Below are 23,136 nucleotides of genomic sequence, written 5' to 3'. Positions count from 1 at the left end.
GTGGCGACCATCGCATGAGCGTGTTCGATCAGCCGCTGGCCATCGTCAACCTTGAAACGACAGGGGGCGACCCGCGCGCCGACCGTGTGACCGAGGTCGGCGTCGTGCTGATAGACGGGCCGCAGCGGCGCGAGTGGTCCAGCCTGGTCAATCCGGGCGTGTCGATTCCGCTGTCCATCCAGCGCTTCACCGGCATCACCGACAGCATGGTCGCCGGTGCGCCGCGCTTCGCCGAGATCGCGCAGGAACTGGCAGCGCTGCTGCACGACCGCCTGTTCGTGGCGCATAACGCGCGCTTCGACCACGGCTTCCTGCGCAACGAGTTCGCCCGCGTCGGCCTGAATTTCGCGCCGCGTGTGCTGTGCTCGGTCAAGCTGTCGCGCGCGCTCTATCCGCACTTTCCGCGCCACGGGCTGGACGCGCTGATGGAGCGCTTCGGGCTGGTCTGCGATGCCCGCCACCGCGCCATCGGTGACGCGCGACTGGTGCGCGACTTTCTCGACATCGTCGCCCGCGACTTTCCGCCGGCGGTGATCGCTCCGGCGATGGAGAAGGCCGGGCGCACCGCGGCTGCGCCGCCCGGCATGACACCGGGCGCGCTCGACGACGTGCCGGAGGCGCCCGGCGTCTACCTGTTCTACGGTGCCGCGCCGGAGTCGACAGATCTGCTGCCGGCGCCGGCAGAGCTGCCGCTCTACATCGGCAAGAGCCGTAACCTGCGTTCGCGCGTGCTGGCGCACTTCACCGGTTCGCACAAGGGCGGACAGGCGGCGCGCATGCTGCGCGAGACGAAGCGCGTCGATTGGGTCGAAACGGCGGGCGAACTGGGAGCGCTGCTGCTCGAAGCGAAACTGGTGAAGCAGTTGCAGCCGCTGTACAACAAGCAGTTGCGGGCCGGTGGTCCCGCGGTGGCGCTGGCGCTGCGCGGCGGTCCCGGCAACGAGGTGGCGGCCGGCGAAGCAGCGCTGACGCTGGTCGATCTCGACCGCGTCACGCCGCGTCAGCTGGCGGGGCTGTATGGCCCCTTTCGTTCCCGCCGCGACTGTCTGACCACACTGCGCGAACTGGCCACCGCCTGGCAGCTGTGCCCGAAGCGCATCGGTCTGCAGGGCTACGAGCGGCGCACCGCCGCCTGCGTCAATGTGCAGATCAAGCGCTGCCGCGGTGTCTGCTGCGGACGTGAAGATCCGCAGCAGCACGATATGCGTCTGATGAGTGCACTCGACGGCCTGCGCATGCCCGATTGGCCGTGGCCTGACGCCGTGGCGGTGCGCGAGCGCCGTCCGGGCGCCGAGCGTGGCGACCGGCACTGGCTGGCGCACTGGTGCTATCTGGGCAGCGCGCCGGAGGGCAGCGACGACGTGGCGCCACTGCAGCGCGACGCGCGCTTCGACTATGACCACTACCGCATCCTGCGCCGTCATCTCGACGGACTGCCGGCTGACGCGGTCGAGGCCGTCTAGGATTTGTCGGGCGGATTTACCAGAGATTGCCGCAGCTGGCTCGCCGACATCGGGCGGGCAAACAGATAGCCCTGACCCTCCGAACACCCGAGCCGCAGCAGCAGTTCAGCCTGTTCCGACAGCTCGATGCCTTCGGCGATGGTGGTCATGCGCAGCGAGCGACCCAGCGCCAGCATGGCCTCTATCATTGCACGGGCGTCGTCGCTCTCTGTCAGGTCGATGATGAATGAACGGTCAATCTTGATGCGGTCTATCGGCAGGCCGCGCAGTACGCTCAGCGACGAGTAGCCGGTGCCGAAGTCGTCGATGCTGATCGAGACGCCCAGACGTTTCAGCGCGTCGAGTATGCCCGCGCTGTGTTCGATCACCTGCAACGTGGACTCGGTGATTTCGAGTTCCAGCGATTCGGCCGGGAAGCCTGTTTCGGTCAGCACCTCCAGCACGTGGGCGACGAAATCCTCGCGCATGAACTGCCTGACCGACACGTTGACGGCGAGGCGCATCTGTCGCCCGTCGTTGTCCGGCAGGCCGACGATGTCATGGCAGGCGCGGCGCAGTACCCACATGCCCAGCGTTTCAATGATGCCGCTCTCTTCGGCGACCGGAATGAAGCGGGCGGGCGAAATCATGCCCAGTTCCGGATGCGGCCAGCGCACCAGCGCCTCGACGCCGATCACGTGCGCGTCGGACAGCCGGAGCTGGGGCTGGTAGTGCACCTCCAGCGCGTTGTTGTCGATTGCGCGACGCAGGCCCTGCTCCATATGCATGCGTTCCTGTGTGCGCTCCGACATGTCGGTCGTGAAGAACTGATAGCGGTTGCGTCCTTGCGATTTGGCCGAGTACATCGCGATGTCTGCCGCGCGCATCAGCACGTTGCGGTCGGTGCCGTGATCGGGGAACACGGCGATGCCTATGCTGCCGGTGATGCGAATCTGCTCGCCACCGAGGTCGAACGGGTCACGCAGCGCACCGAGTAGCTTCATCGCCAGATGCGAGGCCTCTTCGGGCTGTGCGCTGCCGGTGAGCACGACGAATTCGTCGCCGCCGAGGCGGGCGAGCGTGTCGCTGCGGCGCAGCGCCTCACGCAGCCGGACCGACACCGCGCGCAGCAACTCGTCGCCGACGCCATGGCCCAGCGTGTCGTTCACACCCTTGAAGCTGTCGAGGTCGAGGAAGAGCAGGATGCAGCGCTGCTGCGCACGACGTGCCTGTTCGATGGCGCGCTCGAAACGGTCGTCGAACAGCAGGCGGTTGGGCAGGCCGGTGAGCGCGTCGTGATGCGCCAGATGATTCAGCTTCTCCTCCGCCTGATGGATGGCGCTGAAATCGGAGAAGGCGGCGACGAAATGGGTGACCGTGCCGTTGTCGTTGCGCACGGCGCTGATGCTCTCCCAGGCAGGGAAGCTGTCGCCAGACGCGCGTTGGCACAGCACCTCGCCCTGCCAGTAGCCGGTGCCAGAGGGGGCGGCCAGCGCCGCATAGAAATCGTCGCCGTGGCCGGTTCCCAGCACCGCGTCGGGGTCAAGGCCGAGTACCTGGGCCTCGTCGTGCCCGGTGATGCGTGTGTAGGCAGCATTGACCGCGACGATGCGCCGACGCGCGTCGGCGATCACGATGGCTTCGGCCGTGGTGTGGAACACGACGCTGGACTGGCGCAGGCGCTCCTCGTCGCGCCGGCGTTGCGTCACGTCCTGCAGGATGCCGACGATGCGCCGCTCGCCCGCCGGATCGCCATAAGCACGCGCGTGCGCTTCCAGATTGCGTGCGCCACCATTGCCTACGGTACGGAATTCGATGCGCACCGGATCGCCGCGCTGCAGTGCCGCGTTCAGCGCCGCCGACACGCGCTCGCGATCGCCGGCATCGACGCGCGACAGAAAGAGATTCCACGATTCGTCCAGCGGGACCGGGCGGTCGCCGAACAGGCTGCGCAAGTGGCCGTCGCCGTGCAGCTGCATCGAATCGCCCTGCCACTCGATCACGCCGAGCGAGGCGGCATCGAGCGCCTGCTTGAACAGCTGTTCGCTGCGCTCCACGAGCACCTCGACCTCGCGACGCGCCAGCGCCATCTGTATCGTCGCGTGCAGCTCGCGCGCCTCGCACGGCTTGACCAGATAGCCGAAGGGGCGGCATTCGAGCGCGCGGCGCAGCGTGTCGTCCTCGGCGTAGGCGGTCAGGAAGACAACCGGTACGCGATGCTGCGACTGGATCTGCAGTGCCGCGTCGATGCCGTCGAGCGGGCCTTCAAGGTGGATGTCCATCAGCACCAGATCGGGCGCCACTTCGCCGACCTTGCGCACCGCCTGCTCGCCGCTGGCCAGCACCGCGCCGACCTTGTAGCCGAAGGACTGCAGCTGGTTCTTCAGGTCGAAAGCGATCACGCGTTCGTCCTCGACCAGCATCAGATTGATCGGAAGCGGTGCGTTCATGTCGTACCTCGTGCGGGAAGGGCTGCCGGAAAGGTGATGAGATAGCTGGCGCCTCCGTCGCGCACCATCTGCAGTTCGCCGTGCAGCTGATCTATCAGCAAGGGCACCAGCTGCAGGCCGAGCGACTTCACGGCGTCGAAGTCGAAACCCGCCGGCAGGCCGACACCGTCGTCGCGCACGCCCAGCGTCAGCCGCTCGTCGCAGCTGTGCAGCGAAATGGTGATGATGCCGGTGCGCTGGGCGGGGAAGGCGTGCTTGAAGGCATTGGTGACCAGTTCGTTCACCACCAGCCCGCACGGGATGGCGCGTTCAAGATCTAGGTACACCGGCTGCGCCGGGCGTTCCAGCTGCAGCTCGACGCCGCTCGCGCTGCTGCGATATGCACCGCGCAGCAACTGGGCCAGACGGTCGAGGTAGTCGCCGAGGTCCATGCGCGAGAAGTCCTTGCGCTCGTACAGCAGCTGATGGGTCAGTGCCATCGCCCGCACGCGGTTCTGGCTCTCGTTCAGGATGTCGCGCACGCGCGGGTCGTGACATTGTTGGCCTGCAGGTTGAGCAGGCTGGTGATGACCTGCAGATTGTTCTTGACCCGGTGGTGTACTTCGTTAAGCAGCACCGTCTTTTCCTGCAGCGCCTGTTCCAGCACCTGCTGGGCGCGGCGTCGCTCGGTGATATCAACGATGGATGCCAGCACCATGACACCTTCGCCGGTGTCCATCGGATTCAGACCGATCTCGACCGGGAATTCGCTGCCGTCGGCGCGGCAGGCGAACAGGTCACGACCGCCACCCATCGGTCGTGGGCTGGGTGATGAAAGGAAGCTGTGGCGGAAGTCCGCGTGGTGAGCACGTGCGGCCGATGGCACCAGCATGTTGACCGAGCGGCCGATCAGTTCGGTGCGCGGGTAGCCGAACAGTCTTTCGGTCTGCTCGTTGACCATCACCATCATGCCGCGGCCATCGACCAGCACCATCGCGCTGGGGGCGTACTCGACGACGCGGCGGAAGGCGTCGTCGTTCATCTGCGGCATCGGCGGAGCATCGTGCGCCGTTGCGCCATCGGTACGGATATCCATCGGCCATCCTCCGTGAGCCCGCGCTGGTCTCGGGCTCATTCATTCTGGATGGCCCCGTGCATCAAGACAAGGTCGTGTTGCCCTTCGTTTCGATTGCACAAAAACAAAAGCCCCTGCGGCTGGCAGGGGCTTTGGCTGTGGCTTTGCGCGGGATCAGGCTTCCGGGTCGTACATGCAGTGCTTGATCTTGTGGCGGTTGGCGATCAGCTCGTCGATCGTCGGCTTGCCGGTCATTGCTCGCTGTATCGCGATCTTGGTTGCTTCGTAGTTGGTGCGGTACAGATCCTTCATGTCCAGGTTGGGATCCTTGACTGCATTCGGGTCCAGCCACACCAGGTCGATGATGACCAGTTCGTCCACCAGTTCCTTCGGGATGATGCCTTCCGACACGCAGTTGACGACCGCGTCGGCGGTGGCCGACTGCACCACGCCGCCGAGCAGCTCGACGGTGCGCGAATTCTTGATCGTGACCTTGGGCACCATCATGGTGGCCGGCTTGGCCATCTGGTTGCAGTCGCGCACGGCCAGCATGCGGGTGTGACCGGCGGTCTGGCCCATCATCTGGGCGAAGGCCTGGCCGACCGGGCCGTCGATCGAGCCGATGACGATTTCCGGCATGGCGTCGGTGTATTGACCTTCCTTGGCGAAGACGGTGGCTTCACCAACCTTCATCACGATACGTTCGGACATGGTTCGATTCCTTTTGACAGTGTTCTCAATTCGTTGGCGCGCAAGGCTCAGCCGCCGCGAAGTTTAGCGCGCATGCGGTCGATTTCACGCCGCTGGGTCTTGGTGGGCCGTCCGTGCAGCATGTGTGACGGTTCCGGAGCAAGTCGGCGCCGTTCGCGTTCCGCTTCGCGCCGCGCAATGCTGTCGGCGGTCTCTTCGTAAAGCGTGCGCGCCTCTTCGGCCGGGCCGCGTTTGCCGGACAGCGCCTGCACGATCACCGTGTAGTGCACCTCACCGGTCTGGATGTCCAACCGGTCGCCGATGCGTACCTCGCGCGAGGGTTTGGCGCGCGCCTCGTTCAGCTGGATGCGGCCGGCGTCGATGGCGTCGGAGGCCAGCGTGCGCGTCTTGAAGAAGCGCGCCGCCCACAGCCACTTGTCGAGCCGCAGCCGTTCGCGCGCGGCGTCGTCCTCGTGGCTCACGGCAGCAGGCGTTCGCCGGCGTAGAGGTCGGCGATGCGCTCGCGCGCGCGGATCAGGTGCACCTTGTCGCCATCGACCATCACTTCGGCGGCGCGCGGCCGCGTGTTGTAGTTCGAGCTCATGGTCATGCCGTAGGCGCCAGCTGAGAAGATGGCGACCAGATCTTCCGGTTCGACCGCCAGTTCGCGCGCGCGGCCAAGGAAGTCGCCGCTTTCGCACACCGGGCCGACCACGTCGTAGGTGTCCGCCTGGCCGCGCGGGCGCACTTCGGCGATGCGGTGGAAGGCGTCGTACAGCGCCGGACGGGCGAGGTCGTTCATCGCTGCGTCGATGATGGCGAAATTGCGTTCCTCGCCGCGCTTCAGGTATTCGATCTTGGACAGCAGTACGCCGGCGTTGCCGACCAGCGAGCGGCCGGGTTCGAGCAGCAGCCGCTCCTTGCGGCCGGCCAGCACGGCCAGCAGCGGCGCCAGATAGTCACGTGTTGCCGGTACGTTCTCGTCGTCGTAGCGGATGCCGAGGCCGCCGCCGAGGTCGAGGTGACGCAGTTCGATACCGTCGCGGTTCAGCGCTTCGGCCAGCGCCACCACCTTGGCGGCCGCTTCGGCCACCGGCGCCGGGTCCAGCAGCTGCGAGCCGATGTGGCAGGCGATGCCGCGGATCTCCAGCTGCGGCAGCTTCGCCGCGTCGAGGTAGATGCGGTGTGCGTCGGCGATGGGCACGCCGAACTTGTTGCACTTCAGGCCGGTGGAGATATAGGGGTGGGTCTTCGGGTTGACGTCCGGATTCACGCGCAGCGCGATCGGCGCGCGCTTGCCGAGGCTGCCGGCCACTTCGGCCAGCCGGTGCAGTTCGGCTTCCGATTCGACGTTGAAGCAGTAGATGCCGTGCGTCAGCGCGGCGCGCATTTCGTCGCGCGTCTTGCCGACGCCGGAGAACACCACCTTGCCCGGCTCGCCGCCCGCCGCGATCACGCGCGCCAGCTCGCCGCCGGACACGATGTCGAAGCCGGTGCCCAGCCGCGCGAACACATTCATGATCGCCAGGTTGGAATTCGATTTCACCGCGTAGCACAGCATGGCGTCGCGGCCGGACAATGCTTCGGCGTAGGCAGCGTGCGCCTCGGTCAGCGCCGCACGGCTGTAGACGAAGGTAGGCGTGCCGTACTCGGCGGCAATGCGCTCGAGTGCGACGCCTTCGGCGTACAGCGCGCCGTCGTGGGTTTCGAAATGCTTCATTGCTTGTCGCCCTTGTTAGTATCTTGCGGAGCAGGTGCGGACGCGGGCTTCGCGGCCGCCGGCTGGGCGCCCTGCTTGGGCGGCAGCGTCAACGGTCCCTTGGTGCCGCAGGCGGCGAGCGTCAGGGTCAGTGCGGCGATGCGCACGAGCGGGCTGGAAAACATGTCGGATGGCCGGAATATGAACGAAAGTGAATTTAACAAATTGGCTGATGCGACGCTGACTGCGATCGAGCAGGCCATCGAGCGCAGCGGCGCTGGAATCGACTACGAACTGCAGGCCGGCGGCGTACTGGAACTGGAGTTCGACGACGGTTCCAAAATGGTGATCAACCGGCACGGCGTCGCGCAGGAAATCTGGGTGGCGGCGCGTTCCGGCGGCTTCCACTTCCGTGCCGACGGCGGGCGCTGGATAGGCACGCGCGACGGCAAGGAACTGATGCAGTCACTGGAAGAACTGCTCAGCCAGCAGGCGGGCGAGCCAGTGAAGCTGCGCGGCTGAGCGTTTCCGGCACCGTCAGTCGCGACTCGCTCGGTACGATGTGGCCGGTCGGCGAGCGCGGTGGTGTTGGAATCGGTGCCGGCGACTGCGGCGGCGGGCCGGGCTGCAACTCGCCCTCCGAAGCCGGCGTTTCCGGCTCTTCCGGCAGTGACTCGGGCGGCGGTGGCAGATGTTCCTGGTACATCAGGTCGGTGCGCGGGTTGCCCTTGCTGTCCTCGCCGGCATCGATGCTGATCAGGCCGTCGGGCAGCGGCAGCCGTTGTTCGGGCACGTCCTTCAGTGCGTGACGCATGTAATCCACCCACATCGGCAGCGCTGCTGAACCACCGGTTTCGCCACGACCCAGGGTGCGCGGGTTGTCGAAACCTATCCAGGCGACCGTGACGCGCGAGGGCTGGTAGCCGCAGAACCAGGCGTCGAGATAGTCGTTGGTGGTGCCGGTCTTGCCGGCGAGGTCGCCGCGCTTGAGGGCCAGCGCGCGGGTGGCGGTTCCGCGGCGCACGACGTCCTGCATCATGCTGTCCATCAGGTAGGCGTTGCGCGCGTCGATGACGCGCAAACCCTCGTCGCCGGCCTTGCGCGGCGTGAAGCGCGCCAGCACGCGTCCCTCGCTGTCGGTGATCTCGCTCACCACATAGGGCTCGACCCGGTAGCCGCCGTTGGCGAATACGGCGTAGGCGGACGCCATCTGCCACGGGGTGACCGACCCGGCGCCGAGCGCCATCGTCAGGTAGGGCGGGTGGCGCGCGGCGTCGAATCCGAAGCGTGAAATATAGTCCTGCGCGTAACGCGGGCCGATTGAGCGCAGCATGCGGATCGACACCATGTTCTTCGACTTCGCCAGTGCGGTGCGCAGCGAGATCGGGCCGTCGTACTTGCCGTCGTAGTTCTTCGGCTGCCAGCTCTGGCTGCCGGTTTCGCCAGCCGAGACCACCAGTGGCGTGTCCTCTTCCACGGTGGCAGGCCCGTAACCCTTCTCCAGCGCCGCCGAGTAGATGAAGGGCTTGAACGCCGAGCCCGGCTGACGCCAGCCCTGGGTGACGTGGTTGAACTTGCTGCGATTGAAGTCGAAACCGCCGACCAGTGCGCGCACAGCGCCGTCGTCGCTGTCGATGGCGACCAGCGCCGCCTCGACCTCGGGCATCTGCGCCAGCGTCCAGCCGAGCTTGGCGTCCTGCATCACGCGCACGACCGCGCCGCGCCGCAGTTTGCGCGCCGGCGGCGCCTTGTCGTCCAGCATCGCCTTGGCGAACTTGATCGCGTCCGCGCCCAGGTTGAGCACTTCGCCGCCGCGCTTGTAGACCTTCACCGCGGTCGGACTGGCAGCGAGCACGACCGCAGCGTGCAGACCGACCGCGTCCGGCACGTCCTGCAGCAGATCGTCGAGCAGTTCGTCGTCGTCGGCGCCGACGTCCTTCATGTTGACGAAGGATTCCGCGCCGCGATAGCCGTGCCGGCGGTCGTAGTCGAACACGCCCTTGCGGACGGCCTCGATGGCGGCGTCCTGGTCGGCGCGCCGTATCGTCGTGACCACGCGCAGGCCGAGTGAGTAGGCGTTCTCGCCGAAGCGCTCGACCGCCATCTGGCGCGCCATTTCGGCGACGAAATCCGCCGGTTTCGGCCCGCTGGCGGTGCTGCTGTCGCGACGCACGACGAGCTCTTCCTCGACCGCGCGAGCGCGCGTCGCTTCGTCGATGTAGCCCAGTTCCTGCATGCGCCGCAGCACGTAGGACTGGCGCAGTGCTGCGCGCTTCGGGTTCACCACCGGGTTGTACTTGGAAGGCGCTTTCGGCAGGCCGGCGAGCATCGCTGCTTCGGCGACGCTAATGTCCTTCAGGTTTTTGCCGAAATAGGCTCTGGAAGCGGCAGCAAAACCGTAGGCGCGCTGACCGAGATAGATCTGGTTGATGTAGAGCTGGAGTATCTGGTCTTTTGTCAGGCTGTTCTCGATTTTGAACGCCATCAGGGCTTCATAGACTTTCCGGCGCAGCGTGCGTTCGCTTGACAGGAAGAAGTTGCGCGCCACCTGCATGGTGATGGTGCTGGCGCCCTGGCTGCGTCCGCCGCTGGTCAGATTGGCCAGCGCTGCGCGGGCGATGCCCATGTAGTCGATGCCCGAGTGCTGGTAGAAGCGCTCGTCCTCGGCGGCAATGATGGCGTGCTTGAGCGCGTCCGGCACCTGCTCGATCGGTACGACCGAGCGGCGTTCTTCGCCGAATTCGCCGATCAGCTGGCCGTCGGCGTTGTAGACGCGGAGCGGAATCTTCGGCCGGTAGTCGGTCAGGATGTCCAGCGACGGCAGCTGCGGGTAGGCGAGCAGTACGACGATCAGCGCGAGGGCCGCGCCGATCAGTGCGAGGCCGGTGAAGGCGGTCAACGGGTAGAGCAGCCAGCGGAATTTGGAGAGCAAGAGGATGGGTTTCCGGAGGGGGTTTGAGGGCGAAAGTATAGCCGCCCGACCGTGTGAAGCTTCTCGTTACGCCTACCCAAAATTTGTTTACTTGTCGATACCTTGCTGCTAGCATCTTAATGTAATTTGTGCGTATTGGGCCTAATTCACTGTCTTAAAAGGAAAAAGCTTGGCTTTCGACCTGTCGGTATTTAACCCGGGAGCGCGTCCCCTGATGGGGCTGGACGTGTCGTCCTCGGCGGTCAAGCTGGTCGAGCTGTCCCGGACAGCGAAGGGCGAGCACCGCATCGAGCGCTACGCCATCGAGAACCTCCCGCGCGATTCGGTGGTGGATGGCAACATCGCCAAGCTCGAAGACGTTGCCGACGCAGTGCGTCGGGCGTGGAAGCGCATGGGCACGTCAACGCGCAATGTCGCGCTGGCCTTGCCGGCGGCGGCCGTCATCACGAAAAAGATCATCGTTCCGGCCAATCAGCGCGAGCAGGAGCTCGAGGTGCTGGTGGAGTCGGAAGCCAATCAGTACATCCCTTTCCAACTCGACGAGGTGAATCTCGATTTCCAGGTGGTCGGCCCGGCGCCCGGCAACCCGGACGAGGTCGAGGTGCTGATCGCCGCCTCGCGCAAGGAAAAGGTCGAGGACCGCGTCGCGGTAGCTGAAGCGGCCGGCCTGCGCGCAGTCGTGGTCAACGTCGAGTCCTACGCGGCACAGGCGGCATTCGAACTGGTCGAGAAGCAGCTGCCGGACGGCGGCAAGGACACCAACATCGTGCTGGTCAACGTCGGCGCCAACGTGATGAACGTGATCATCCTGCGCAACGACCAGCCGGTCTATTCGCGCGAGCAGGCGTTCGGCGGCTACCAGCTGACGCAAGACATCATGCGCAATTACGGCATGAGCCCGGAAGAGGCCGAAGCCGCCAAGCGCACCAACACGCTGCCTGAAAACTACGAGAACGACCTGCTGCGCCCCTTCATGGACAACCTCGCGCTTGAGGTGTCGCGTGCGCTGCAGTTCTTCTTCACCTCGACGCAGTACAACAGCGTCAACCACATCGTGCTCGCCGGCGGGTGCTCGGTCATCCCCGGCCTGGACGAAGTGGTTGCCAACCGCACCCAGGTCGAAACCCGTATCGCGAACCCCTTTGTCAACATGCAGCTGTCGCAGACGGTCACCGCCAAGCGTCTCAGCCAGGACGCGCCGTCCCTGCTGGTGGCCTGCGGCCTTGCGCTCAGGAGGTTCGACGCATGATTCGCATCAACCTTCTTCCCCATCGCGAGGAGAAGCGCAAGGCGCGGCGCCAGCAGTTCTATGCGCTGACCGGCCTGACGCTGGTGCTCGGCGGTCTCATCGTGGCGCTCGGCAACGGCATCATCAGCGGTTACGTGTCGGCGCAGGACGAGAAGAACGCCTTCCTGAAGACCGAAATCGCTGCGCTCGACAAGTCGATCGACGAGATCAAGCGGCTGCGCGAGCAGACCGACGCGCTGTTGCAGCGCAAGCGGGTGATCGAGTCGCTGCAGGGCAACCGGTCGGAAGCTGTCGGCCTGTTCAACGAACTCGCGAAGAACGTGCCGGAAGGCGTCTATATCAAGAAGGTTTCGCAGCAGGCGAACAAGATCAATCTGGTCGGGTACGCGCAATCGAACGCGCGGGTGTCGAGCCTGATGCGGAATCTGGAATCGTCGCCACTGCTCGAGCGCCCGACCCTCATCGAAATCAAGGGCGCGACCGTCGACAAGCGCCGCATGAACGAATTCAGCCTCGATCTGTTCATCACGCGCGCAGTGGACGAGGCCGACAGCAAGACGACGAAGGGGCGCAAGACATGAAGCAGATCCAGATGCCCCAAATCGATGTCACGCGCATCGCGGACGATTTCAAAAATCTCGACCCGAAGGACGTCGGCAACTGGGCCACCGCGCCGAAGGCTGCGGTCCTGCTGGGTGTGCTGGTCGCAACGCTGGCCGCGGGCTGGTGGTTCCTGTGGGATCCGCTGCGCGTCGAGCTCGAACAGAAGCGACTCGAGGAACAGACGCTGAAGGACGAGTGGCTTAACAAGAAGCGTCAGGCGGTGAATCTCGAGCAGTACCAGCAGCAGCTGGCGGACATCGACAAGTCCTTCGGCGCGCTGCTCAAGCAGCTGCCGAACAAGGCCGAGATGGAATCGCTGCTGGTCGATATCAGTCAGGCCGGTCTGAGCCGCGGCCTGCAGTTCGAAACCTGGAAGCCGGGTGGCGAAGCGGTCAAGGATTTCTACGCCGAAATGCCGATCACCATCCGCGTCACCGGCGGCTATCACGACCTCGGCAACTTTGCCGGCGACGTCGCCAAGCTCTCGCGCATCGTGACACTCGGATCCATCGTCATCGATTCCACCAAGGACGGTCTGAAGATGGACGCCGTGGCGACGACCTACCGCTATCTCGACGACGAAGAGATCGCCCGCATCAAGAAGGCGAAGGCCGACAAGGCCAAGGGAGGCAACAAATGAAGCGCCTCCTGACGATGCTGGCGGCCGCGCTGGCGCTGGCGGGCTGCGACGGCGAGAACCACGAGGATCTGCGGGCCTGGATGGAAGAGAACACGCAGGGCCTGAAGGGGCAAGTGAAGCCGCTGCCGGAAATCAAGCCGTCGATCATCGTTGCCTACGAAGCGGGCAATCTGCTCGATCCGTTCAGCGTGCAGAAGATCGAACCGGAGCGGAAGAAGGGCGGCGGTGGTGGCGGGGGCATCACGCCTGACCTCGACCGGCGCAAGGAGCCGCTGGAGCAGTACCCGCTCGATACGCTGGCCATGGTCGGTCTGCTCGAACAGGGGCGGGTCACCTACGCGCTGATCAAGGCGGACACGACCTTGCATCGCGTGCGCAGCGGCAATTACATGGGTCAGAACTTCGGTGTCATCACGTCGATATCCGGCGATGGCATCACCTTGAAGGAAATCGTTCAGGACGCGGACGGCGAATGGGTCGAACGTACCAGTACGCTCCAGTTGCAGGAGCAGGAGGCAAAGAAATGAATTTCGTCCGCAAACTCGCCGGCCTGCTGTGCGCGCTCGCCGTCGCTTCGATACCGGCACTTGCCGTTGCCCAGGCTCAGCCGAACAGCATCGAGTCCATCCTTGTGTCGCAGCAGGGCGGGGAGGTACTGGTCAAGGTGACGACCAAGTCGGAACTGGCCACGGTGCCCGCCAACTTCAGCGTCGCGTCGCCCGCGCGCATCGCCTTCGACTTCCCGGCGACCGGCAATGCGCTCGGCCGCTCGTCCCAGACCTTGAACGAAGCGCACCTGCGCAGCTTCAACATCGTCGAGGTCGGTGACCGCACGCGGCTGGTGCTCAACCTCAACAAGCTGTCCACCTTCAATACCCGGCTGTCCGGGCGCGACCTTTACATCAGCCTGGCGATGCCGACGAATGCCGAAGCGGTCGCCCAGTCCGACAAGACGTCCCGATTCGCCGAGCCGACGGCGAACGAAGGTACGCAGACCTTGCGCAACGTCGGTTTCCGTCGCGGCAAGGACGGTGAAGGTCGCGTCGTGGTCGAACTGTCGGATCCGAACACCGGCATCGACATCCGCCAGCAGGGAACGAAGCTGGTGGTCGAATTCCTGCGCGCCTCGGTGGCTGAAGAATTCCTGAAGCGTTACGACGTGACCGACTTCGGCACCCCGATCACGCAGATGGAAGTCGTGCGCTCGGGTGCCAACACCCGCCTCACGGTCACCCCGACCGGTCTGTGGGAGCACAACGCCTACCAGAGCGAGAATCAGTTCATTCTTGAAGTGAAGCGTCTGGTCGAGGATCCGAACAAGCTGGTTCAGGGCAGCAAGCCGGGCTACCAGGGCGAGAAACTGTCGCTGAACTTCCAGAACATCGACGTGCGTTCGGTGCTGCAGGTGATCGCCGACTTCACCGACAACAACATCATCACCTCAGACACCGTCGGTGGTTCGCTGACGCTGCGACTCAAGGACGTCCCCTGGGACCAGGCCCTCGACATCATTCTCGACGCCAAGGGACTGGACAAGCGCAAGACCGGCAACGTCATCTGGATCGCACCGCGCGACGAGCTGACGGCGAAGGAAAAGCTGGCGCTCGAAAGCCAGCAGCAGGTGAGCGAGCTTGAGCCGCTGCGCACTGAAACCTTCCAACTGAACTATCACAAGGCTGAAGTCCTGTACAAATCCATCCTCGACGACAAGGACAAACGCTTCCTGTCCAAGCGTGGGTCGATCGTGATGGACACGCGCACCAACAAGCTCATCGTGACCGACATTCCGTCGCGACTCGAAGACATCCGCCGCATCCTGATCGAGCTCGACGTGGCGACCCGTCAGGTCCTGATCGAAGCGCGTATCGTCGAAGCGAACGAGGACTTCGCGAAGAACCTCGGCGCGCGTCTCGGTATCAACCAGACGGCCGCAGGCTCGGTGCAGCTGGGTCGCGCGGGTCTCAATATCGGTGGTTCCGCGGCGGCGACAGGTTTCCAGACCGGCCAGGTGCAGACCCAGCCGAACTTCCTGACCGATTCGTTGAGCACGAATCTGCGTGCAAACAACATCACTCCGCGCACGCCGGGCCAACTGTCCTTCGTGCTGTTCAATTCGGCGGCGACCCGTTTCCTGAACCTCGAACTGTCGGCACTGGAACAGGACGGCAAGGGCAAGGTGATTTCCAGCCCGCGCGTCATGACCTCCGACCAGAACGAGGCGCTGATCGAGCAGGGTGTTGAAATTCCGTACCAGCAGGCAACCAGTTCGGGCGCGACCAGCGTGTCCTTCCGCAAGGCCAACCTCAAGCTGCAGGTGAAGCCGCAGATCACCCCGGACGGTCGGGTGCAGATGGCGCTCGACATCAACAAGGACACGCCGAACACCCAACTCTCGACCGGCTCTGGCGTGGCCATCGACACCAAGCACGTCAAGACCGACGTGCTGGTTGAGAACGGCGGCACGGTGGTCATCGGCGGTATCTACACGCAGGACGAGCGTCGCACGCAGACGCGCGTGCCTTTCCTCGGCGATCTGCCGTACGTCGGCTTCCTGTTCCGCAATACGGAAACCCGCGACAACCGCGCCGAACTGCTCATCTTCGTCACGCCGCGTATCGTCAGCGACAATCTGACACTGCGCTGAGCGCGCTCAACGACTTGGCACCAGGCGGCCCCGGCGACGGGGCCGCTTTCTTTTTGCGCTGCTAGAATCCGGCCGGTGGAACATAGCGACAACATTATTCTGGTCGGCATGATGGGCGCCGGCAAAACGACCGTCGGGCGTCAGCTCGCGCGCAGGCTGCGCAAACGCTTCGTAGACTGCGATCACGAGATCGAGGCGCGCACCGGCGTCAGCATTCCGACCATCTTCGAGATCGAGGGCGAAGCCGGCTTTCGCCGGCGCGAGGCAGCGACCATCGAGGCGCTGGCGCACGAAACCGGGCTGGTGCTGGCCACTGGCGGCGGTGTGGTGCTCGATCCGGTGAATCGGCAGAATCTGAAGGCCGGTGGCTGGGTGGTCTATCTCGACGTACCGCCCGACGTGCTGTGGTCGCGCACCCGCGGCGACCGCAACCGGCCGCTGCTGCAGGTCGACGATCCGCGCGCCCGGGTGCGCGAACTTCATGGCCTGCGCGACCCTCTGTACCGTGAGGTCGCCGATTTCATCGCCGAAAGCGGCCAGGGCAGCCCGCTGTCCATCGTGCGGAAACTTGAACGGGAATACCTGAACCGATGCGCAGCCTGAACGTGGCGCTCGACGAGCGCGCCTACGACATCCATATCGGTCGTGGTTTGATAGACCGCGGCGATCTGTTCGCGTCGGTACTGAAGCGCAAGCGCGCTGTGGTCATCAGCAACGAAATCGTCGCGCCGCTGTACGCCGCGCGCGTGCTCGACGCTCTGGATTCGGTCGGCGTTGCCCGCCAGCTGGTCGTGCTGCCTGACGGCGAGGCACACAAGGACTGGCCGACGCTGAACCTCATTTTCGACGCGCTGCTCGGCGCCCGCGTCGAGCGCTCGACCACCTTGATCGCGCTCGGCGGTGGCGTCATCGGTGACATGGTCGGTTTCGCCGCGGCAACCTACCAGCGCGGCGTGCCCTTCATCCAGGTGCCGACCACGCTGCTGTCCCAGGTCGATTCGTCGGTCGGCGGCAAGACCGCGATCAACCATCCGCTCGGCAAGAACATGATCGGCGCCTTCTATCAGCCCAAGCTGGTGCTGGCCGACATCGACACGCTGGACACCTTACCCGACCGCGAACTCAAGGCCGGTCTGGCCGAAGTGATCAAGTACGGTCTGATCCGCGATCGCGAGTTCTTCGACTGGCTCGAAATCAACATGCCGCGCCTGCTGGCGCGCGACACCGAGGCGCTGGCCTTCGCCATCGAGCGCTCCTGCCGCAACAAGGCGGAGGTGGTGATCGAGGACGAAACCGAAGCCGGCGTGCGCGCCCACCTCAACCTCGGCCACACCTTCGGCCACGCCATCGAAACCGGTCTCGGCTACGGCGAGTGGCTGCACGGTGAGGCAGTTGCGGCCGGCACGCTGATGGCGGCCGAACTGTCGCGTCGGCTCGGCTGGCTGAACGACGACGACGTCGCGCGCATCCACCGCATCCACGAATCCTCCGGTCTGGCGCTGCGCGGACCGAAGCTGGGCGTAGAGCGCTACCTCGAACTGATGTCGCACGACAAGAAGGTCGAGGCCGGCAAGTTGCGCCTGGTGCTGCTCAAGCGCATCGGCGAGGCCGTCGTGTATGGCGATGCTGCGGTGGCCGACATTGCCGCGTCCATCGAGCACTGCTGCGCAAATGCCTGAGCTCGCACCCTACGCAGCCTGCGACGACAATTCGCGCGGACGCCGTTTCCCGGAAGATTCGCCCCACGGGCGCAGCCAGTTCCAGCGCGACCGCGACCGCATCGTGCATAGCACGGCCTTCCGCCGGCTCGAGTACAAGACCCAGGTTTTCGTCAATCACGAAGGCGATCTGTTCCGCACCCGGCTCACGCACAGCATCGAGGTCGCGCAGATCGCGCGCTCGATCGCCCGCGCCCTGCGGGTGAATGAAGATCTGGCCGAGGCGGTGTCGATTGCCCACGACCTCGGCCACACGCCTTTCGGCCACGCCGGTCAGGACGCGCTGAACGAATGCATGCGCGACTACGGCGGTTTCGAGCACAACCTGCAGAGTCTGCGCACGGTCGATCTGCTGGAGGAGCGCTACGGCGCCTTCGATGGCCTGAACCTCACCTTTGAAACGCGCGAAGGCATCCTCAAGCACTGTTCGCCGGCGCGCGCGCGCGAACTGGGCGAACTGGGCCAGCGCTTCCTCGACCGTACGCAGCCGACAATCGAGGCGCAGATCTGCAATCTGGCCGACGAAATCGCCTACAACAATCACGACGTCAACGACGGCCTGCGCTCCGGCCTGATCACGCTGGAACAACTGGAGGAGGTGCCGATCTTCGCCCGCTTCCGGCGCGAGGTGGTCGATCTGTACCCGCAGATCGCGGGCCGGCGCCTGATCCACGAAGCGATCCGCCGCATGATCAATGCGCAAGTGATTGATCTGGTGGGGGAAACGACGGGGCGCATCGAGGCCGTCGCGCCGCGTTCCATCGACGACGTACGCGCCGGCCCGGTGCTGGTTGCCTACAGCGAAACGATGCGGGCCGAGCAGCTCAAGCTCAAGCAGTTCCTGCGTGACAACCTGTACCGTCATTATCAGGTGCTGCGCATGACGGCCAAGGCGCGCCGCATCATTGCCGAGCTGTTCGGCGCCTTCATGGACGATCCGCGCCTGCTGCCGCCGCAATACCAGCTCATGGCCCGCGACGACAAGCCGCGTGCCATCTCCGACTACATTGCCGGCATGACCGACCGTTACGCGATGCGCGAGCATCGCCGCCTGTTCGCGGTCGGCGAGATCTGACCCCGTCGGTCGGCGCTGTTTGATGCGCCGCCGCACGGGTGTTGTACGTAGCGGATCAAGGTTTTATACTCCGTCGTCCACCCCCAAAGTGCCTGTGCCGGTCTCACCGACGAGTCGGCGAGGCCACCCGAGCCGGTGCCCGCCAAATCCCCTTCAGAGGATGACCGCGGAAACCGGCTTTTTCGTGGATGCGGCGGTGCGAATTCCCGCAGTGGCGAGCGATCAGAGCGATGCCGCGCGCGGTTGGCAAACGAGTTTCGAGGACGAAAGCAATGGGTCTTCCCCATACTCAGGGTCTGTACGACCCCGAAAACGAGCGTGATGCATGTGGTGTGGGTTTCGTTGCGAACATCAAGAATCGCAAATCGCACGACATCATCGAACAGGGTCTGCTGATCCTGAAGAACCTCGATCACCGTGGCGCAACCGGTTACGACCCGCTGCTCGGCGATGGCGCCGGCATTCTGATCCAGATGCCCGATGCGCTGATGCGCGCCGAGGCCGCGAAGATCGGCATCACGCTGCCGCCCGCAGGCGACTACGCCTGTGGCACCGTTTTCCTGCCGCAATCGGCCAATGGCTGTGCCGCCTGTGAGTCGGTCGTGGCGCGCATCATCCACGAAGAAGGCCTGACCTTCCTCGGCTGGCGCGACGTTCCGCGCGACAGCAGCATCCTGGCCGAAGCAGCGCGTGCCATCGAGCCGCAGATGCGCCAGGTGTTCATCGCCCGCCCCGATACCGTGGCCGACCAGACCGCTTTCGAACGCAAGCTGTTCGTCGTGCGCAAGCGTGTCGAGCACGCAGTGCGCGCGCTCAAGCTGGCCGACGTGAAGCAGTTCTACATTCCGTCGCTGTCTTCGCGCACCCTTGTATATAAGGGCATGCTGCTGGCGCATCAGGTCGGCGAGTACTTCCTCGACCTGCAGGACGCGCGCGCGCAGTCCGCGCTGGCGCTGGTACACCAGCGCTTCTCGACCAACACCTTCCCGACCTGGGATCTGGCTCACCCCTTCCGCATGATTGCCCACAACGGTGAAATCAACACCGTGCGCGGCAACATCAACTGGATGAAAGCGCGTCAGAAGTCGATGAAGTCGGCCGCGCTCGGCGACGATCTCGACAAGCTGTGGCCGCTCATCGTCGAAGGCGGCTCCGATTCGGCCTCGTTCGACAACGCGCTCGAACTGCTGGTAATGGGCGGCTACTCGCTCGCCCACGCCATGATGATGCTGATCCCCGAAGCCTGGGCCGGCAATCCGCTGATGGACGAAGAGCGTCGCGCCTTCTACGAGTTCCATGCTGCCATCATGGAGCCGTGGGACGGCCCGGCCGCCGTGGCCTTCACCGACGGCCGCCAGATCGGCGCCACGCTGGACCGCAACGGCCTGCGCCCGGCGCGCTTCCTGGTCACCGACGACGACATGGTCGTGATGGCCTCCGAAATGGGCGTGCTGCCGATTCCGGACGAGCGCATCGTGCAGAAGTGGCGTCTGCAGCCGGGCAAGATGTTCATGATCGACCTGGAAAAGGGCGCGATCATCGAGGACGCCGCGCTCAAGCACGAGCTGTCCACCGAATACCCGTACGACAAGTGGATCACCGATTCGCGTTTCTTCCTGACCGAACTGGAAGAGATCAAGTACGCCACCGAGCGCAGCGAAACCCTGCTCGATACGCAGCAGGCCTTCGGCTACACGCAGGAAGACATCAAGTTCATCCTGGCGCCGATGGCGGCCGGCGGCGAAGAAGCCATCGGCTCGATGGGTAACGACTCCGCGCTGCCGGTGCTGTCGGACAAGAACAAGCCGCTGTATTCCTACTTCAAGCAGCTGTTCGCCCAGGTCACGAACCCGCCGATCGACCCGATCCGCGAAGAGATCGTGATGTCGCTCGCCTCCTTCATCGGTCCGCGCCCGAACCTGATGGGTGTGGCCGACAACGAAGACGGCCTGACGCCGCGCCTCGAAGTCACTCAGCCGGTGCTCACCAACGAAGACGTGCTGCGCCTGCGCGACATCGAGCGCCTGACCGGCGGCAAGTACCGTTCGCTGGTGCTCGACATCACCTACCCGGCGGCTGACGGCGCCGCGGCCTGCGAAGGGGCGATCAAGCGCCTGCAGGAAGCAGCCGAAAAGTCGGTGGCCGACGGCTTCAACATCGTCATCCTGTCCGACCGCGCCGCTTCGCGCGAGCGCGTCGCCATCCCGGCGCTGCTCGCTACCTCGGCCGTGCATCACCATCTGGTGCGCAAGGGCCTGCGTACGCTGACCGGTCTCGTCATCGACACCGGCTCGGCGCGTGAAACCCACCATTTCGCGCTGCTCGCCGGTTACGGCGCCGAAGCGATCTGTCCGTGGCTGGCGTTCGACACCATCGCCGAAATCTCGAATGAGCTGCCGTCCGGTCTGTCACCAAGGACGCGTCCAAGCGCTTCATCAAGGCGGTGGGCAAGGGTCTGAACAAGGTCATGTCCAAGATGGGCATCTCGACCTACCAGTCCTACAGCGGCGCGCAGATCTTCGAAGCGATCGGTCTCAACTCGGCCTTCGTCGCCCGCTACTTCACCGGCACCGCCACCCAGGTCGAAGGCATCGGCCTGCAGGAAGTGGCTGAAGAGGCGCTGCGCACGCACGCCCAGGCCTTTGGCAATGACCCGGTGCTGGCCAATGCGCTCGATGCCGGCGGCGAATACGCCTTCCGCATCCGCGGCGAAGAGCACATGTGGACGCCGGACGCGATCGCCAAGCTGCAGCACTCGACGCGTACCAACAAGTACGACACGTACAAGGAATACGCCCGAATCATCAACGACCAGACCAAGCGTCACATGACGCTGCGCGGTCTGTTCGACATCAAGCCGGCGGGCGCACCGGTGCCGCTGTCGGAAGTCGAGCCGGCGACCGAAATCGTCAAGCGCTTCGCCACTGGCGCGATGTCGCTCGGCTCGATCTCGACCGAAGCGCACACCACGCTGGCCATCGCGATGAACCGCATTGGCGGCAAGTCGAACACCGGCGAGGGCGGTGAAGACCCGATCCGCTTCAACCCGGTGACCGAAGACACCACGCTCGACAAGCTCATCGGCTCGTCGCGCGTCGAAGTCGCGCTGCCGCTGAAGAAGGGCGATTCGCTGCGCTCCAAGATCAAGCAGGTCGCGTCCGGCCGTTTCGGCGTCACCGCCGAATACCTGGCCAACTCCGACCAGATCCAGATCAAGATGGCCCAGGGCGCCAAGCCGGGCGAAGGCGGTCAGCTGCCCGGCCACAAGGTGTCGGAATACATCGGCTTCCTGCGCCACTCGGTGCCGGGCGTCGGCCTCATCTCGCCGCCGCCGCACCACGACATCTATTCGATCGAGGATCTGGCGCAGCTGATCCACGACCTGAAGAACTCGAATCCGACCGCCTCGATCTCGGTCAAGCTGGTGTCGGAAATCGGCGTCGGCACCGTGGCCGCCGGCGTGTCCAAGGCCAAGGCCGACCACCTGGTGATCGCCGGCCATGACGGCGGCACCGGTGCAAGCCCGATTTCGTCGATCAAGCACTGCGGTACGCCGTGGGAACTCGGCCTGGCCGAAACCCAGCAGACCCTGGTGCTGAACCGCCTGCGTGGCCGCATCCGCGTGCAGGCCGACGGCCAGATGAAGACCGGCCGCGACGTGCTGATCGGTGCGCTGCTCGGCGCCGACGAATTCGGCTTCGCCACCGCACCGCTGGTGGTCGAGGGCTGCATCATGATGCGCAAGTGCCACCTGAACACCTGCCCGGTCGGCGTCGCCACCCAGGATCCGGTGCTGCGCAAGAAGTTCACCGGCCAGCCGGAACACGTGGTCAATTACTTCTTCTTCGTCGCCGAAGAAGTGCGCGAGCTGATGGCCTCGATGGGCGTGCGCAAGTTCGACGATCTGGTCGGCCGCGCCGACCTGCTCGACACCCGTGCCGGCATCGAACACTGGAAGGCGCGCGGCCTCGACTTCTCGCGCATCTTCTACATGCCGCCGGTTCCGGCCGAAGTGTCGCGCCTGCACAGCGAAACGCAGGACCACGGCATCGACCGCGCGCTCGACCACAGCCTGATCGCCAAGGCGAAGGACGCCATCGAAACCGGCAAGCCGGTCGTCGTTGAATCGCCGATCACCAATGTGAACCGCACCGCCGGCACCATGCTGTCGCACGAAGTGGCGCGCCGCTACGGTCACAAGGGCCTGCCCGACAACACCATCATGGTGAAGCTCAGCGGCACTGCCGGTCAGAGCTTCGGCGCCTTCATCGCGCGCGGCATCACGCTGGAACTGACCGGCCAGGGCAACGACTACGTCGCCAAGGGCCTGTCCGGCGGCCGCATCGTGATCAAGCCGTCGGACGCATTCCGCGGCGCATCGGAGAAGAACATCATCGTCGGCAACACCGTGCTCTACGGTGCGACCGAAGGCGAGTGCTACTTCCGCGGCGTGGCCGGCGAGCGTTTCGCCGTGCGCAACTCGGGCGCCATCGCGGTGGTCGAGGGTACCGGTGACCACGGCTGCGAATACATGACCGGCGGCACCGTGGTCGTGCTCGGCCAGACCGGTCGCAACTTCGCTGCCGGCATGTCGGGCGGCGTCGCCTACGTCTATGACGAGGACGGCAGCTTCGCCAAGCGCTGCAATATGTCGATGGTCGAGCTGGATGTGATCAGCGGTGACCTGGCTGACGAGTCGGACGACGACATCATCGGCGAGGCTGCGATCAACCACCTGACGATGAGCGACGAAGCCATTCTGCGTCGCCTGATCGCGCGTCACGCTGCCTTCTCGGGCTCGAAGCGTGCCGCCGACATCCTTGCCGACTGGGCGAATGCCCGTGGCAAGTTCGTCAAGGTGATGCCGGTCGAGTACCGCCGCGCGCTGCGTGAAATGGCTGCCAAGGCGGATGCGCCTGCTGCAGCGATGGCCAAGTAAC

Annotated in this window: 17 protein-coding genes and 2 pseudogenes; 11 read left to right on the top strand and 8 right to left on the bottom strand. The window is 65.0% G+C overall.

Annotated features, from left to right (window positions below; genetic code table 11):
• Positions 1–14: 14 nt before the first annotated feature.
• Complete coding sequence (locus ACQ66H_RS19170) at positions 15–1,463, top strand: exonuclease domain-containing protein (RefSeq protein WP_430435346.1); 1,449 nt, start codon at positions 15–17, stop codon at positions 1,461–1,463.
• Here ACQ66H_RS19170 and ACQ66H_RS19165 read toward each other — a convergent pair.
• The 7 genes and pseudogenes from ACQ66H_RS19165 to lptM form a co-directional block, all read right to left on the bottom strand.
• Entirely contained in the window at positions 1,460–3,892 is a 2,433-nt protein-coding gene (locus tag ACQ66H_RS19165) for a two-component system response regulator (RefSeq protein ID WP_430435345.1), read from the bottom strand. The genes ACQ66H_RS19170 and ACQ66H_RS19165 overlap by 4 nt on opposite strands.
• The gene (locus tag ACQ66H_RS19160) at positions 3,889–4,323 is read right to left on the bottom strand and encodes a sensor histidine kinase (protein ID WP_430435663.1); all 435 of its coding nucleotides are present in this window, start codon (positions 4,321–4,323) and stop codon (positions 3,889–3,891) included. The genes ACQ66H_RS19165 and ACQ66H_RS19160 overlap by 4 nt, the downstream gene beginning before the upstream one ends.
• 9 nt (positions 4,324–4,332) lie before the next feature.
• Positions 4,333–4,865, bottom strand: a pseudogene (locus tag ACQ66H_RS19155) (sensor histidine kinase); the annotation flags it as partial.
• A 255-nt stretch (positions 4,866–5,120) separates the two neighbouring features.
• Positions 5,121–5,657, bottom strand: a complete 537-nt coding sequence (fae, locus tag ACQ66H_RS19150) for a formaldehyde-activating enzyme (protein WP_430435344.1) — start codon at positions 5,655–5,657, stop codon at positions 5,121–5,123.
• Positions 5,658–5,704: 47 nt separating this feature from the next.
• Complete coding sequence (locus ACQ66H_RS19145) at positions 5,705–6,118, bottom strand: RNA-binding S4 domain-containing protein (protein ID WP_430435343.1); 414 nt, start codon at positions 6,116–6,118, stop codon at positions 5,705–5,707.
• Positions 6,115–7,356: a diaminopimelate decarboxylase gene (lysA, locus tag ACQ66H_RS19140; protein WP_430435342.1), complete on the bottom strand. Its 1,242-nt coding sequence runs from the start codon at positions 7,354–7,356 to the stop codon at positions 6,115–6,117. Before lysA ends, ACQ66H_RS19145 begins: the two co-directional genes overlap by 4 nt.
• A complete protein-coding gene (lptM, locus tag ACQ66H_RS19135; protein ID WP_430435341.1) occupies positions 7,353–7,520 on the bottom strand; it encodes an LPS translocon maturation chaperone LptM in 168 nt (55 codons plus the stop codon). The genes lysA and lptM overlap by 4 nt, the downstream gene beginning before the upstream one ends.
• Positions 7,521–7,536: 16 nt before the next feature.
• On the opposite strand from lptM, the gene cyaY reads away from it, so the two are divergent.
• The gene (gene cyaY / locus ACQ66H_RS19130; RefSeq protein ID WP_430435340.1) at positions 7,537–7,857 is read left to right on the top strand and encodes an iron donor protein CyaY; all 321 of its coding nucleotides are present in this window, start codon (positions 7,537–7,539) and stop codon (positions 7,855–7,857) included.
• On the opposite strand, the gene ACQ66H_RS19125 is transcribed toward cyaY, so the two are convergent.
• Positions 7,817–10,267, bottom strand: coding sequence for a penicillin-binding protein 1A (locus tag ACQ66H_RS19125; RefSeq protein ID WP_430435339.1), 2,451 nt, complete (start codon positions 10,265–10,267; stop codon positions 7,817–7,819). The two genes, cyaY and ACQ66H_RS19125, sit on opposite strands and share 41 nt — an antisense overlap.
• 169 nt (positions 10,268–10,436) lie before the next feature.
• Between ACQ66H_RS19125 and ACQ66H_RS19120 the strand changes: the two genes are divergently transcribed.
• The 9 genes and pseudogenes from ACQ66H_RS19120 (at position 10,437) to ACQ66H_RS19080 (ending at position 23,135) form a co-directional block, all read left to right on the top strand.
• Complete coding sequence (locus ACQ66H_RS19120; protein ID WP_430435338.1) at positions 10,437–11,516, top strand: pilus assembly protein PilM; 1,080 nt, start codon at positions 10,437–10,439, stop codon at positions 11,514–11,516.
• Positions 11,513–12,097, top strand: coding sequence for a PilN domain-containing protein (locus ACQ66H_RS19115; RefSeq protein ID WP_304006592.1), 585 nt, complete (start codon positions 11,513–11,515; stop codon positions 12,095–12,097). The genes ACQ66H_RS19120 and ACQ66H_RS19115 overlap by 4 nt, the downstream gene beginning before the upstream one ends.
• Positions 12,094–12,759, top strand: a complete 666-nt coding sequence (locus tag ACQ66H_RS19110; protein WP_430435337.1) for a type 4a pilus biogenesis protein PilO — start codon at positions 12,094–12,096, stop codon at positions 12,757–12,759. The genes ACQ66H_RS19115 and ACQ66H_RS19110 overlap by 4 nt, the downstream gene beginning before the upstream one ends.
• Positions 12,756–13,286, top strand: a complete 531-nt coding sequence (locus ACQ66H_RS19105) for a pilus assembly protein PilP (protein ID WP_019916499.1) — start codon at positions 12,756–12,758, stop codon at positions 13,284–13,286. Before ACQ66H_RS19110 ends, ACQ66H_RS19105 begins: the two co-directional genes overlap by 4 nt.
• A complete protein-coding gene (locus ACQ66H_RS19100; protein WP_430435336.1) occupies positions 13,283–15,403 on the top strand; it encodes a type IV pilus secretin PilQ in 2,121 nt (706 codons plus the stop codon). The genes ACQ66H_RS19105 and ACQ66H_RS19100 overlap by 4 nt, the downstream gene beginning before the upstream one ends.
• A 75-nt stretch (positions 15,404–15,478) precedes the next feature.
• The gene (locus ACQ66H_RS19095) at positions 15,479–16,006 is read left to right on the top strand and encodes a shikimate kinase (protein ID WP_430435335.1); all 528 of its coding nucleotides are present in this window, start codon (positions 15,479–15,481) and stop codon (positions 16,004–16,006) included.
• Positions 15,994–17,082 carry a 3-dehydroquinate synthase gene (gene aroB / locus ACQ66H_RS19090; protein ID WP_430435334.1) on the top strand — a complete coding sequence of 363 codons (1,089 nt, stop codon included), beginning with the start codon at positions 15,994–15,996 and terminating at the stop codon, positions 17,080–17,082. The genes ACQ66H_RS19095 and aroB overlap by 13 nt, the downstream gene beginning before the upstream one ends.
• Complete coding sequence (locus ACQ66H_RS19085; RefSeq protein WP_430435333.1) at positions 17,075–18,196, top strand: deoxyguanosinetriphosphate triphosphohydrolase; 1,122 nt, start codon at positions 17,075–17,077, stop codon at positions 18,194–18,196. The genes aroB and ACQ66H_RS19085 overlap by 8 nt, the downstream gene beginning before the upstream one ends.
• A 272-nt stretch (positions 18,197–18,468) precedes the next feature.
• Positions 18,469–23,135 (top strand): annotated as a pseudogene (locus ACQ66H_RS19080) (glutamate synthase-related protein).
• Position 23,136: the final 1 nt, after the last annotated feature.

This window comes from Methyloversatilis sp. (assembly GCF_965284615.1).
Classification (GTDB): domain Bacteria; phylum Pseudomonadota; class Gammaproteobacteria; order Burkholderiales; family Rhodocyclaceae; genus Methyloversatilis.
Note: the sequence above shows the minus strand (reverse complement) of the source record. Positions and strands in the feature narration are given on the sequence as shown.